The sequence below is a fragment of the Marinomonas phaeophyticola genome, from assembly GCF_026966905.1.
In the GTDB taxonomy this organism is placed as follows: domain Bacteria; phylum Pseudomonadota; class Gammaproteobacteria; order Pseudomonadales; family Marinomonadaceae; genus Marinomonas; species Marinomonas phaeophyticola.
In genome coordinates this window covers 178,556-192,385 of sequence record NZ_JAPUBN010000010.1, presented here as the reverse complement: position 1 = coordinate 192,385, position 13,830 = coordinate 178,556, and the positions used below count along the sequence as shown (strand labels likewise).

General features: G+C 39.5%; 13 protein-coding genes and 4 tRNA genes. 7 read left to right on the top strand and 10 right to left on the bottom strand.

All coding sequences use genetic code 11. The features are described from left to right. The first annotated feature begins 14 nt into the window (after nucleotides 1–14). Both O1D97_RS03565 and O1D97_RS03560 read left to right on the top strand, forming a co-directional pair. A complete protein-coding gene (locus O1D97_RS03565) occupies nucleotides 15–1,733 on the top strand; it encodes a SulP family inorganic anion transporter (protein ID WP_269122858.1) in 1,719 nt (572 codons plus the stop codon). 85 nt (nucleotides 1,734–1,818) lie between these two features. Next, a complete protein-coding gene (locus O1D97_RS03560; protein WP_269122857.1) occupies nucleotides 1,819–2,559 on the top strand; it encodes a cyclic nucleotide-binding domain-containing protein in 741 nt (246 codons plus the stop codon). A 9-nt stretch (nucleotides 2,560–2,568) separates the two neighbouring features. Here the strand turns inward: O1D97_RS03560 and O1D97_RS03555 are convergent, their stop codons facing one another. Genes O1D97_RS03555 through O1D97_RS03545 form a run of 3 tightly spaced genes read right to left on the bottom strand, consistent with a single transcriptional unit; the run spans nucleotide 2,569 to nucleotide 5,491 of the window. Further along, nucleotides 2,569–3,255 carry an HD-GYP domain-containing protein gene (locus tag O1D97_RS03555; RefSeq protein ID WP_269122856.1) on the bottom strand — a complete coding sequence of 229 codons (687 nt, stop codon included), beginning with the start codon at nucleotides 3,253–3,255 and terminating at the stop codon, nucleotides 2,569–2,571. Between the two features lie 20 nt (nucleotides 3,256–3,275). Next, nucleotides 3,276–3,629, bottom strand: a complete 354-nt coding sequence (locus tag O1D97_RS03550; protein WP_269122854.1) for a hypothetical protein — start codon at nucleotides 3,627–3,629, stop codon at nucleotides 3,276–3,278. Nucleotides 3,630–3,634: 5 nt separating this feature from the next. Further along, nucleotides 3,635–5,491: a hypothetical protein gene (locus O1D97_RS03545; protein ID WP_269122852.1), complete on the bottom strand. Its 1,857-nt coding sequence runs from the start codon at nucleotides 5,489–5,491 to the stop codon at nucleotides 3,635–3,637. Between the two features lie 167 nt (nucleotides 5,492–5,658). Here O1D97_RS03545 and O1D97_RS03540 point away from each other — a divergent pair, with 167 nt between their 5' ends. Continuing rightward, complete coding sequence (locus O1D97_RS03540) at nucleotides 5,659–6,465, top strand: substrate-binding periplasmic protein (protein ID WP_269122850.1); 807 nt, start codon at nucleotides 5,659–5,661, stop codon at nucleotides 6,463–6,465. 284 nt (nucleotides 6,466–6,749) lie between these two features. After that, nucleotides 6,750–7,625 carry an MYG1 family protein gene (locus tag O1D97_RS03535; protein ID WP_269122849.1) on the top strand — a complete coding sequence of 292 codons (876 nt, stop codon included), beginning with the start codon at nucleotides 6,750–6,752 and terminating at the stop codon, nucleotides 7,623–7,625. Nucleotides 7,626–7,691: 66 nt separating this feature from the next. Here the strand turns inward: O1D97_RS03535 and O1D97_RS03530 are convergent, their stop codons facing one another. Next, a complete protein-coding gene (locus O1D97_RS03530; RefSeq protein ID WP_269122847.1) occupies nucleotides 7,692–8,114 on the bottom strand; it encodes a CBS domain-containing protein in 423 nt (140 codons plus the stop codon). 423 nt (nucleotides 8,115–8,537) lie between these two features. Here O1D97_RS03530 and O1D97_RS19995 point away from each other — a divergent pair, with 423 nt between their 5' ends. Further along, nucleotides 8,538–9,854, top strand: coding sequence for a methyl-accepting chemotaxis protein (locus O1D97_RS19995; protein ID WP_330221432.1), 1,317 nt, complete (start codon nucleotides 8,538–8,540; stop codon nucleotides 9,852–9,854). Between the two features lie 115 nt (nucleotides 9,855–9,969). On the opposite strand, the gene speB is transcribed toward O1D97_RS19995, so the two are convergent. After that, nucleotides 9,970–10,794 carry an agmatinase gene (gene speB / locus O1D97_RS03515; protein WP_269122845.1) on the bottom strand — a complete coding sequence of 275 codons (825 nt, stop codon included), beginning with the start codon at nucleotides 10,792–10,794 and terminating at the stop codon, nucleotides 9,970–9,972. A gap of 124 nt (nucleotides 10,795–10,918) precedes the next feature. Here speB and O1D97_RS03510 point away from each other — a divergent pair, with 124 nt between their 5' ends. Beyond that, a complete protein-coding gene (locus tag O1D97_RS03510) occupies nucleotides 10,919–11,362 on the top strand; it encodes an Lrp/AsnC family transcriptional regulator (RefSeq protein ID WP_269122844.1) in 444 nt (147 codons plus the stop codon). Nucleotides 11,363–11,453: 91 nt separating this feature from the next. On the opposite strand, the gene O1D97_RS03505 is transcribed toward O1D97_RS03510, so the two are convergent. From O1D97_RS03505 to O1D97_RS03485, 5 genes are all read right to left on the bottom strand, one after another. Beyond that, nucleotides 11,454–11,530 (bottom strand) — tRNA-Met (locus tag O1D97_RS03505). Between the two features lie 79 nt (nucleotides 11,531–11,609). Continuing rightward, nucleotides 11,610–11,686, bottom strand: a tRNA-Met gene (locus O1D97_RS03500). A 75-nt stretch (nucleotides 11,687–11,761) separates the two neighbouring features. After that, a tRNA-Met gene (locus O1D97_RS03495) sits at nucleotides 11,762–11,838 on the bottom strand. Nucleotides 11,839–11,883: 45 nt separating this feature from the next. Then, nucleotides 11,884–11,960 (bottom strand) — tRNA-Met (locus O1D97_RS03490). A gap of 94 nt (nucleotides 11,961–12,054) precedes the next feature. Further along, nucleotides 12,055–12,969, bottom strand: coding sequence for a glycosyltransferase family protein (locus O1D97_RS03485; RefSeq protein ID WP_269122842.1), 915 nt, complete (start codon nucleotides 12,967–12,969; stop codon nucleotides 12,055–12,057). 139 nt (nucleotides 12,970–13,108) lie between these two features. Between O1D97_RS03485 and msrA the strand changes: the two genes are divergently transcribed. Beyond that, nucleotides 13,109–13,762 (top strand): peptide-methionine (S)-S-oxide reductase MsrA, encoded by a 654-nt coding sequence (msrA, locus tag O1D97_RS03480; RefSeq protein WP_269122840.1) that lies wholly within the window; start codon nucleotides 13,109–13,111, stop codon nucleotides 13,760–13,762. The last annotated feature ends 68 nt before the right edge of the window (nucleotides 13,763–13,830 follow it).

Genomic DNA, 13,830 nt, shown 5'->3' with positions numbered 1-13,830 from the left:
ATGGAATTCTAAAGATGACAATTGATCGCATATTTCCAGCTCTGTCTTGGCTAAAAAGCTATACACGAACACAATTTGGCCAAGATGCAACGGCGGCGTTCATTGTAACCATGTTACTGATCCCTCAATCTCTCGCTTATGCCATGTTGGCTGGAGTACCTCCTGAAGTGGGCTTATACTCCAGTATTTTACCATTAGTACTTTATGCCTTCTTTGGTACCAGTACGTCCTTGTCTGTTGGCCCAGTTGCCGTTGCTTCATTAATGACAGCAACCTCACTGGCCGCCATTGCAGACCAAGGAACAGTCAGTTATTTAACTGGGGCCATCACCTTAGCCCTACTATCAGGCTGTATGCTCATTATGATGGGAGTGATGCAGCTTGGCATGGTCACTAATCTATTATCCCACTCAGTCATTTCTGGTTTTATCTCTGCATCAGGCATTATTATCGCTCTCAGCCAACTCAAGCATATTTTGGGTATTCAAGCCCATGGAGACAATGTCATTACTCAATCTCTTAGTATGTTAGAGAGCATTGGGGAGTTCAAACCAGTAACCTTTGCGGTCGGAATATCTGTCGTCTTATTTCTTTTATTAGCACGACGTTATGCGAAACAATTATTACTGATGCTCAACATACCTGAAAACTATGCCACCTCTTTATCAAAAACAGCACCTATTATTGGTGTGCTATCCAGTTTAGCGATTGTTTATGCCTATAACCTTCAATCTCACGGAGTGGCAATTACAGGAAATATTCCCGCTGGCCTGCCGCAGCTAGGTCTGACTTTCCCATCAATTGAATTAATTCGTGACCTCGCTTTACCTGCCTTGATGATATCCATCATTGGTTATGTCGAATCCATTTCAGTAGGTAAAACTCTAGGGGCAAAGCGACGGGAAAAGGTACAGCCTAACCAAGAATTAATTGGTTTAGGGGCGGCTAATATTGCATCTAGTATCTCAGGTGGGTTCCCTGTTACTGGCGGCTTTTCACGTTCTATTGTTAACTTCGATGCAGGAGCCGTAACACAACTTGCTGGTGTCATGACGGCAATAGGTATAATGATAGCCTCTCTGGTATTGACCCCTATCCTATTTTTTCTCCCGAAAGCAACATTAGCCGCGACTATAATTGTCGCCGTAACAAGCTTAATTGATTTCTCCATTCTTAAAAAAACATGGGCCTTCTCCCGCAGTGATTTTTACGCTGTGTTAGCCACCATAGTGATTACCTTATTGTTAGGAGTTGAAATAGGAGTCGCCTCTGGCGTTGGTTTATCCATCTTGCTTCACTTATCTAGAACATCAAGACCCCATGTGGCAGAGGTTGGCTTAATAGAAGGTACGGAACATTTTCGTAATGTAAAACGCTACGATGTGAAGACCTATCCCCATCTTCTGAATTTACGTCCCGATGAGAGCTTATTCTTTGTGAACGCCGCTTTCTTAGAAGATCATATAATAGACAGCATAAACCTTAGAAAAGAAATTACTGACGTGGTGATTCAATGCAGCGCAGTAAATGAAATTGATTTTAGTGCCTTAGAGATGTTGGAAGCGTTAAATAGCCAACTTGCCACTTTAAATGTCCGCCTGTCCCTCTCTGAAGTAAAAGGCCCAGTAATGGATCATTTAGAATACAGCGGCCTCCTACAGCACCTAAGTGGAAAAGTGTATCTATCTCAATACCAAGCCTTTCAAGACCTGTCCAAAAGAGTCAATCTATGAATATAAGGCACCTAGCACTCCAATAATCATCATTATGATAGCAAAACCTCAGATTACTCGTATTTAAAGGATCGATAGAAATTACATGACGAACAAAATAGCAATATCTGATTCATCACATAATACCCACCATGACGATTATCCAAGCATACTATGCCCAAACAGCCATTCAGGTGGTAACGAGAGTACTTATCTAGAAAAGATAATAGAAGTAAAACAGACAATAAAAAAAGGGGAGATGATTTTTCGTCAAGGGGAAGCGTTTCAGTACATTTATATCATCCTTTCTGGAACCGTTAAAACCTACACGATAAGCCAATCTGGAGAGGAACAAATCACCTCCTTTTACTATCCAAACGATCTTGTTGGCTTAAATTCGATTGATTCTGACACTTACCCAGACTTTGCAAAAGCACTCGAAACAACCTCTTTTTATAAAATCGCCTTTAACCAGCTAGAAGAATTGGACAGAAAAACACCAAACTTAAAAAATAATCTATTTAAAATCATGAGCCATCAGATACATGAAAATCAACACGTCATTAGCCAGGTAGGAAAAGTGCAATCGGAAAGACGCATTGCCTCATTTTTATTAAATGTCGCCTCTCGGTACGAAAGGCAAAATGGTATAGGACACCCTTTTAAAATGCCGATGTCCCGAAACGAAATTGGAAACTACCTTGGGTTGACGGTTGAAACAGTAAGTCGTGCGATGACTAAATTACACAAAAAAGAATGTATATATATCGAAGGCAAGCACGTAACCATTCTAAACTTAAATATGAAAGAGGATGAAAAGTCCTTCTTGTCACCCTGCAAAGAGTAAAACTTACCGTTATGTAAGATAGTCAGAAATTTGTACATCATCAATCTGATCAGAGTTCATATATGCTTTAGCATAAATCAAATAAGTCTTAGACTCTAAAAACAATCGAAATATTTCTGGATCAATATGCTGATCTTTTACCATAAAGGACATGATTTTAATTGCTTCAGAAAGCATTTTCCCTTTTTTATAAGGTCTATCTACGGCCGTTAATGCCTCAAAAATATCGGCCACTGCCATCATTCGAGCAACTGGAGACATCTCATCTCGAGTCAAACGTTTAGGGTATCCTGTACCATCCATTTTTTCATGATGCCCACCAGCAAGCTCAGGGACGGTTCTCAAATGTTTGGGAAAGGGCAGATTCTCTAACATTTTTATGGTCTGAACGATATGCTCATTTATTTTATAGCGATCTTCAGGGGTCAACGTTCCTCGCTGTATTGAAAGGTTATGTATTTCTCCACGATTATAGAGGAGCTCAGGAACCTCCATCTTGAACCCCCATTGATTCCCTTCTGGTAACTTCTGAGATTCTGGTCTCTCAAAAATATGTTCAATTCTGTCTGCCAGCAAAGGCTCTTCAACAGGTAATGCAGAAGCAGGCACTTTACTTTTTCTTTCTAATTCTTCATGAGAAATTCCAACACGGTCATCTAGGGTTCGAGTCCATGTTTTTTTAGCAATATCATTCATACGACCCTGCTTACTTTCATCTAAATATACCCCCCTTGGTTCAGATTAGCAATAAATTCAAAATCATCATCGAGTTGAGAAAGCGCTACATTTAATGACTCTTCATTAAGCGGAATAGCAGCTATATTGAGCGCTTGACGTAAAAAACGAATTTCTTCTTCGCGTTTTATCACTTCCACCCGCATACGAATCTCATGGATTCTGTCGTAGATGGTTTCTAACTTCGTTGCCTTATCGACGATAAATTCTGGGGTTGTTACCTTCCCACAGTCATGTAACCAAGAGGCAACATGAATCGCCTCCCAGTTATCGCGAGATAAGCGAAAGTCTTTGAACGGCCCATCGTCAGCTTCATTAGCCGCTTTTGCAATCATCTTGGTTAATTCGGGGACTCGAGCGCAATGCCCCCAGTATAAGGGCTTTTTGCATCAACAGCACCAGCGATAAGTTGAATAAAACTTTCAAATAGCTCACGTTGAGCCGCAATTAAACGTCGAGCTTCAACTGATACAGCGGCCGACCCCGAAAGAGCTTCAGTAAAACGCACTAAAGCAGGGTCTATATTGACCCTTTCAAAAAGCAATATGACACCAATAAGCTCATTCGTTCTATTAAATAAGGGGGTTGCCAGCAAATGCGATGGCGAGACCTCCAAAGCGTCCCGTAACTCCCCTAACCCCATATTGTCAAGCTCTTCACGTGACACTTCCATGTTCTCTGCCACTTTTTTTGTGGTTGCTCGCACAAGCAATGAATCTCTTAAAGAAAGTGGTACTGTGGGTATTTTTACCTCAAGTGATTTTCCCTTGGCGATACGAGAAGCAAATGGAACCAACATGGTCTCATCATTATCCGTCAAATAAAGGACGCCTGCTTGAGTCTCTGTAGTAGCGATTATTTCATCCAATATCTTTACTAGAAGAGTATTAAAATCTTCCTCGGCCGCAATAGTACGATTGATTTCTAGGAAACGAGATACCGTAACCCGCAATCGTTCAATCGCATAGGCTAATTCAGATGCTTCCTTAACCCTAGAGCGCACGGCGATAGGATTAGTAAAGTCAAAGGAGGCAAACTTCTGAACCTCACTAGATAACTGACTCAAAGGCTTAGTAATTTGGCGAATGATTAGAATGCCAAATGGGATAGAGAGAAGCAGAATAACGATAATTACAATGCTTTGATCTCGAATGACCTTTCTCGTGGTAGCAAACAAATTATCCGCGGGTACCGCAAGCAATAAACGAACGTCTGTTTCCATCCCAAAATCTAAAGGCCTGCTGGAAACAATCCACTCCCTCCCCATCAACTCAACCACACCGTGTTTGTAGGGTCCAGAAAGCCCTATTTCCTGAGCTACTTTATTTAAAATAGGCGACTCTAAGTTCGAAATATTCTGGCGAACTACTTTTCCGGTTTGAGCCTGCTTAACGACTTGAGAAAGATCTGGATACGCGATCAAAGTACCATCGCCTTCTGTAATCGCAATTTCAGAATCTGGTGTCAATCTAAAGTTTTGTACTTCGGATGTTAACTGACCTACCGTGGTATCAAAGCCTACAATGGAGGAAGCACTCACTGAACGTTGTGAAATCGTAACGCCAATTTCTCCAGTAGTAAAAAATGCGTACGGTGGGCTCATAGTCGACTCTAGACTACTCTCGCTAGCCTGAAACCAAGACCGCTCACGAGGATCAAAAGCATAGTCTGATTTTAACTGAACCTCTTGTAATCGAAGATTTGAATCATACAGCCTGTATTCTCCTATCCTCTTACTATCCACACCTAGAGTAATCGTTTGAACAAGGTACGTCGTGCTATGTTTCAGTTGAAATAACGACCGAAGCTCGTCATTATCTATTTTCCTGATAAGAAAGAACTCTCCATTTGTATAGCCAACATAAATGTTTCTAATGGTAGGGTTGCTTTTAAGTGCGTCTGCTAATACAGGTAACCTAGATAAACGAGTACTTAAATCCGACGCAATCGTAATTTGATCATGAACTAGGATACCCAGTTGCGATTGGACGGGGTCAATTAATCTTCGAGCTCGCTCACGAACCATCATGCCAATCGTCTCAAATTGCTCTTCCAGTGCGGCTGTCAGAGCATCATTCACGCCCTTATACCCAAGAGAAAGTATCGTACCTCCAATAGCCAGAGCTAGAGTAACACTGGCGGCAATAAGTAACGTCTGAATAGAAACAAGCAACTTTGTCGGCTTACGGTTTGACATGGGAACAAAAAGTCCTTTTATTTTAATTACCTAAATAGTGAATTTTTTCTGATTGACTGCATTTCTATTTCTTATCTTAGTATGCACAAAAAACCAATATTATTTGACTATTTTTTACAAAATCTGGATTATTATTCTTTCTAGCTGATAGCTGTAAGGGCTTTTCTATGCGGTCACTCCTTCTAACCTGTGTATTATTCTTGGTATGCATTACGGACGCTTCCGCTACTAATTCAGATCAATTTGGATGCAATGGCAAAATAATTACTGTTGGGGTCACGGATTCAGGTGTCATGTATCATGACGGGAAAGGTATAGACGCTGATCTGATTCAACTGTTAGGAGAAATTACTCTCTGTGAGTTCCATCTAAAGCTCATCTCACGAGAAAATGCTTTCCATTTAGTGGAGCAAGGAAAAATAGACTTAGTTCCTAGCACAACTCGAGAGCCGCATCGAGAATCATTTGCTTGGTTTATCCCTTACTATGAGGTCAGAATTTTATTATTGACCAATGAAAATAGACTGCCTGTTATATCAAGTTTAGAACAATTCAAAAAACTCGAAGGGGTCAGTATTGCTCGAGCAACAGGAAGTGGGTATGGAACCTATTTCAATTACCACCTATCAGAAATGGAATCATTGGGGATGGTACGAGGCTATCCTGATTACGGAAAAACCGTCGTCGCACTATTAAATGGAGAAGTCGATGCCACATTGAGCGTACCGCTAGTATACCGCCTATTCTTTGCAAAAGGAGAAGAGCCGTTACCTTTAAGGATAGCAGACATCTCTCCTGGGACTCCGACTACCGTTTCATTAATGTTAGCTAAACATAGATTTTCAAGTGCACAAACAGCAAATTGGTTACGAGTTATTGAGACGCTTCGATTAAATGGCCGTCTACAAACAATCATGGAACGCTATCTATCAAAAGATGAGGCGCTTTCAATGCTAAACGTTAGCGGCTTATAATTAACATGCTTGTTATGTGCTCAGTCTATTCCGATATAGAGATAATCTAAATAGCAATAACACCTTAATTAGCGGATAAAATGAAACTAAATAGGATGAAGGACTACTCATTAAGTCACTGTCCCGTACTTCAATACCATTAGCCAAAAATATCCCTCTTAACGAGACCTATCTTAGATTTTCTCAAATGAACGGTGTCACCCAAGATTAAAACCCCGTAAAATTCTGTTTTTTAGTACCTGAGTGCTGTTAAGTGAAATGATATTCATAAAAGAGACTTTAGAATGACCAAACAAGTTCAAGTAATCGCAACGCACAATGGCAACTTTCATGCAGATGACGTCTTTGCTGTCGCCGCACTTAAACATATTTTTCCCTCTGTAGAATTAATACGCACACGTGACTTAGACGTCATAGCCAAAGCCGATATTGTGCTAGATGTCGGTGGAATATACGACGCCGAAAAAAACCGCTTTGATCATCACCAAAAAGGAGGAGCAGGCGCACGTGAGAACGGCATCCCATTTTCATCTTTTGGGCTCATGTGGAAAAAATACGGTCTAGAAATATGCGCAGGCAACCAAGAAGTCGCCCACTCATTGGATAAAAATTTAGTCTCCGCCATCGACGCAATAGATTGTGGACATGTAGAAGGTGTGGCAACAGGAATTAGCCTGAGTCAAACCATCTCAATGTTTAATCCTACATGGCAAGAAAAAGACGATCTAAACGCCTGTTTTGATGAAGCCGTGATCTTCGCATCACGCATATTAACTCGATTCATTGCGGCAGCAAGTGGTGGCGTAAACGCAAAAACCATCGTCGCCACGGCCATCGAAAAAGCGGCAGATCCAAGAGTAATTGTGTTAGAACAATACACGCCATGGAAGACCACGGTGCTTAAGTTCTCGCAAGACGCCTTGTTTATGATTTATCCATCCCAAACAGGAGAGTGGCGCATACAAACCGTGCCAGTCGAATTAGGCTCGTTTGAAGACCGTAAAAAACTTCCCGAATCTTGGGCAGGACTGTCTGCAAAAGAATTACAAGACGTAACCGGTTTAGAGGATGCCATGTTCTGTCATAACGGTTTATTTATCGCAGGCTGTGCCTCGTTTGAAAATACAATGAAAATGGCAAAAATGGCGTTGGATTATTAAAAATTAAAATAGAATAAGAGGCTCTGTCGCCAGCCTCTTATTCCAGTGATAGGTTTTATTTGGTACTTAATCTGTTTCAATTAGCATTTTGTGAGCAAACTTTACAAAATCTACTGGTGTGAGTATACCTATAAGTTTGTCGTTCTCAACAACGGGCAGACAACCGTATTTATTTTCGATAAAAAATTCAGCCGCTGTACTTAAATCTATGCTGGGTGCGATGGTGAGTATATCTTTGTTCATTGCTTTAGAAATAGGCGTTTGCTCTTCTTTTATGCTGATATTCTGTGTGCCAAATTGGCTCACTAGATAAAATGCGTGACGCAAATATTCCCTTTGTGTCAGCATTCCCACGCATTCCCCATTATCGTTGACGATAGGGATATTTCTAATATTTTTTTCATGCATTAATGCTTTCGCTGCAGCTAAAGAATCATCTTCTTTTAGCGTTGTCACGTTTTTTATCATTAAATCGGCAACTTTTTTCACACCTGTAATCCTCTTTGGCAATTGAATTTAGTCTAGGTCGTATGGAATAAAATGGGAAGTCTGTATTTATTATTTAAGATGATACGAGACAGAGGCAGGCAATACAAAGATAATATAAAACGTCCATCATTTTATTGATGTTTTATTGATCTTCTACTTCTCAACCTATCTATTTAATGCAAAACCACACTATTTCAAATTAACCTAAGTCACATGTTAATTGTATCGGTCGAGCGACGTCCTAATGAAGTACTGCGCCCTAAAGAGCTAATTTGAAGTAAGCATTCTAAAGTATTGTTCCGTAATGAAAGTATATCCCCATAAAACACTTAAACATTCACTGTAATTTTCATTTTCTAATACAACCAATTAGATTAAAGTATCGAACAACCCATTTTTCTAGCTTCCATATAAGGTTAACACATGTTTTTTGGCAAAAAAAAATTACAGGCTCGTATTATTGAGCTAGAGCAAAGATTGGCTGAGTCTCAATCAGTAGAAGAAAATTTGCAATCAAATATGCTCTATTTTTCATTAGATCAGAACGGGGCAATAACAAATGCTAATAGTCTCTTCTTAAAATCGACAGAATACACTCTTGAAGAACTTAAAGGCCTATCATTATCAGACATGTTACCAGCATCAAAAGACAATAAGAAAAATGTTGAGGGCGTAACTGGTGCTGTTTCAAGAAAAAAACACTGGCATGGTGCGCTTAAGATCGATTCTAAGAATGGAAATAGAATTTGGCTTAGGTCCATTGTGCAGCCAATTGCAAAACCTAATTCAAGCGAATTTCAGTTTAAAGTGTATTCAGCTGAGCTTACAAAGACGATATCTCAGTCGTACGAAATGAAAGATCTAGTTACTGCCCTAAACCGATCTACAGCCACAATAGAGTTCAACCTTGATGGGACAATCATTACGGCGAATGATAACTTCATCAGATCTATGGGATATCCTCTAAAGGATATCGTTGGAAAACACCATAGAATGTTCTGCACTCAAGAAGAAGCCAAATCTCCAGAATATCAATCATTTTGGAAGGACCTTCAATCTGGAAAATTCGTTTCTTCTAGGTTTGAAAGAATAAGCGCTTCAGGTAATAGCGTCTGGTTAGAGGCATCTTATAACCCAATACATGACCAGAATGGACGTCTGTATAAAGTAATTAAGTTTGCCACAGTGATCACCGATTTAGTGAATCGTGAAATTGCTATCAATGAAGCATCTCAGATAGCCAATGACATTTCTAAAAACACGGTCCAAAATGCCATTGCTGGAAGCTCCGTAATCGATAAAACCATTACGAAAATGAAAGAACTTACTGAACAAATGGAAGCCGCTAGCGATGGCATAGCACGCCTAAACGAGCAGTCTGACAAAATTAGCGACCTAGTTTCAAACATAAGTGGCATTGCCGATCAGACGAACTTACTCGCCTTGAATGCAGCCATTGAAGCCGCACGTGCCGGAGAGCAAGGGCGTGGGTTTGCTGTAGTGGCGGATGAAGTAAGAAACTTAGCATCACGCACAACCTCCTCTACAGAAGAAATAATTGCTGTTGTAACAGAAAATAAATCGCTTACTCAGAATGCTGTGAACTTAATTCAAGCGGGCATGGTTATTACTAATGAAGGCTTAGAGCTCTCTACTGAATCTGGAAAAGTGATGTCTGAAATCAAAGTCGGATCGAGTGAAGTCGTTGAGGCAGTAAGTAAATTTGGAAACTCACTTTAACCGATATCTACAACAGCATTATTTAATACGCACTTAATACCTTTGATAATCACCAAAGGTATTATTGTTAAGTTAGTGACAGATATATTCAGCCTAACTATTAAGCTAAGTATATTTATGCGTTATCCATTAGGAGTCGCCCAATTAACTCTTTGCTGATTTTAGCCGCCACCATAGCAGTTATATCTGAAGGATCACGTAATGGGTTTAGTTCAACTAAATCTGCTCCAACAAGCGTGCCTTTAAAGTTATGGATGATGTTTAAAGCGTCTCGAACACTTAAGCCACCGGGTTCATAATGAGAAACACCAGGGGCAAACGCAGGGTCTAAAGCATCCAAATCAAAAGAGAGGTAAACAGGGCCATCAAAACAAAGATTTCCAACACCATTTAAGTCTCGCATTTCATGAATTTCTACATTAAAACGTGCCGCCTGCTCTCTTTGATGCTTCGTTAGAGTTCTTATACCCACTTGTACTAAGCGGTTTACTTTTCCTGTTTCCATCAAACGAGCAAAAGGGGAAGCATGACTAAACAGATTATCTTGCATATTGTCATATAAATCTGGATGGGCATCGAAGTGTAAAATACTTAAATTCGGATACTTTTCAAGATGTGCTGCTATAGCAGGAAACGCTACAGAATGATCTCCCCCTAAACTTAATACTTTATTTTGACTATCATCAATGATGTCCTTAACGCTTTGCTTAATTGTGTCATAAGCTATAGAGCCTTTTAAACCATTTAACTCTACATCACCGGCATCACACCATATATCACTATCATTTAAATCAACACCTGTCTCTGTAAACATATTTGCCGATGAAGAATGGAAGGCTTCTCTAATTCGAGCAGGAGCCATTGCTGGGCCACTTAGATAACTAGAATTATTATCTTGAGGAAGACCTAACAAATATATTTTTGTAGAGCTAGAACTCATACATTGTTTCCTTTTATTTAGTTAGCGTCTTAAGATGATAGCAATTAGACTTGTCATATAGAGCAGATAAGCTATCCAATATTGATTTAACATATATACAAAAAAACCATAAAAGGTCATTTTGATGAAAACTCTCGATTCTATTGATCAAGAACTTATAAATTTGTTATCAGAAAATTCACGAACCCCTGTTTCAGAGTTAGCTAAAAAAATGAATGTAGCTCGAACGACTGTAAATAATCGACTTGAGCGACTAGAAAGAAGAAAGGTAATTGAACGTTATACATTAAAGCTAAGCTCTACTGAATATAGTGGGTGGTTAACGGCTACCGTGCTAATAAAAATGAGCCAAGAAAAAGCCACAATAGTATTTTCTAGTCTAAAAAAATCACAATATATTCAGAAAGTCGTAACGCTATCGGGAACATTTGACCTGCAAGTAACTCTACGAGTAGACTCGACTGAGACATTAGATAGGGAGCTGGATTATATCGGTAAGATTGAAGGAGTAATTAGGTCAGAAACGTTCATTCAATTAAGTACTAAGATTAATAAGGAGATCTTGTAATATGTTTTTTAACATCAATCTTTGAATGAATTAAAAAAGAATCCTAGCTCAGATTGAGCTACTTTCCTTAAAAGAGAGAGGAAATAAGAAATGGTTGCGGGAGCAGGATTCGAACCTACGACCTTCGGGTTATGAGCCCGACGAGCTACCAGACTGCTCCATCCCGCGACTGATTAAACTATTGATTAATATAGTTTATTATTCAAAATATAAAGATAAGAAATGTAACTGAATTAATATTTAGTATTGGTTGCGGGAGCAGGATTCGAACCTACGACCTTCGGGTTATGAGCCCGACGAGCTACCAGACTGCTCCATCCCGCGCCATACTAAAGTATTGATATAGTTTAGATTTTATCTTTTAGTGCTAGAGAAATTATGTGGCTAAATTAATATAAATGGTTGCGGGAGCAGGATTCGAACCTACGACCTTCGGGTTATGAGCCCGACGAGCTACCAGACTGCTCCATCCCGCGACAAATTAATTCTGCTTACTTTAGTGATAATTTCATTTGATGAATTGGTTGCGGGAGCAGGATTCGAACCTACGACCTTCGGGTTATGAGCCCGACGAGCTACCAGACTGCTCCATCCCGCGACTAATTATCTTTCGTTGGCAAATAAATACAAACTGGTCATTTGCTACTTGCTGTCTCAACGAGGTGCGTATTATATAGATAGGATAATCAGAGTCAAGCACTTCTATGAAATATGTCTATATTATTAGAAGATAGTTGTTGGGGGACTTCTTTTAAACCAATCATCTTAAAAAAGTGATGAATGCCATTAGACTTAGATTGCATCTCTTGAGCGTAGCTGGATAAAACTTGTTTTGCATCCTTAGGCATCCTTCCCCAATGCTGAAGACAACGAACTAAACTTGAGTCCTCTATTGTGGTTATGAGCCAACCATTGTAGTTTTCCTTAACTATCTGAGAAATCGGAGAATTACAAACAAATACGACAGGGATACCACAAGCGTTAGCGCAATGAATAAGCCGTCCATCATGACAAATTCGACTGGAAAAGACTAAAAGGTCTATATCTTCGAGTTCATTATAGCCGTGCAATAGAATAGACGCTTTCTCTAAAGAACGAACACTGGAATGATATTGTTTAATAATGGTGGCTAAAACAGGGCCATTAGGATCATCAGAAATAACGCCCACTTTACCAAAAAATTTTATTTTTTCAGACATTGTCGGAATAAAATGTAACGTTTCTTCTGAGGCTTTCCATTTAAAGTGCTCAGAAAATTTTTGAGTATATTTGTCAATCACAGCGGAAGTACAAACAACAGAATCTAAGTAATCCGGAAGCGAGTTACAAATTACAGGGACTTTTAGAGCAGGTTTTAACAGTTTTACTAATACATTTGCATGGGCCCCAAATGCAATAATAATATCCGGACTAACTCTATGAACTTGATCAAGCAAAGGCCTCATTCCATATCGAATTTTTCCAGCACGAATGTCGTGCTCGCAATCAATTTGCGTAATATTTAAACGCACCTGAAAGTCAGCACTTTTCTTATCAAAAGCACGTATAAAGCTCTTCAACGAACTCGTTGCACCACGTGCATCCCAAATTAACATCACATTATGCATGTTATTCCATTCTCGAAAGATATTTTTTAATTATAGTAGGTGATTTCTGACTTAACAGTTTTTTTGTTCATTTTCACAATATCTTGCAAAAAGCTTGCTGTATGATACGTTTAAAAAATTTCCATTAAGAGGATTATTTATGTCAATTAATGCAATACTTAAAAAGTCAGCTATACCATCTAAAGAAGAAGCCATAGTTGGAAGAAAAGAAGCAATAAAAATCACAGGTATTCACATTATAACAAAAGATGATATGACTCGTCAGCCAGAAAAGAGTGAAGCCATGATAGTGTTAGGCATGGGCTGTTTTTGGGGTGCAGAGCGTAAATTATGGAATACTAAAGGCGTTAAGGTAACCGCTGTAGGGTATGCTGGCGGACATACTGAAAACCCGACATATGAAGAAACCTGTACTGGTCAAACTGGTCATTCTGAAGTCGTTAAAGTCATTTATGACAAAACGATTACGTCTCTAGAAGAAGTGCTGCAAGTTTTTTGGGAAAATCATGACCCAACACAAGGTATGAAACAAGGAAACGACATTGGTAGCCAGTATCGCTCAGTCATTTATACAACAAGTCCAGATCAAACCGAGATTGTTGAAAAGAGTGTTGCCTCTTATCAACAACGCTTAATTGATGCCGGTATGTCTATGATCACCACAGAAAGAGAACCTCTTGACACCTTCTACTATGCAGAAGAATACCATCAGCAGTATCTTCACAAAAACCCTACTGGTTATTGCGGTCTATCAGGAACAGGGGTATCTTGCCCTATTGGCCTTTCTGTATAAAGTAAATCTAGCGCGGTGAGCATCTGCCAATAGATCTTTTCACCGCTTTTTTCGTGCTCAATTCAAAA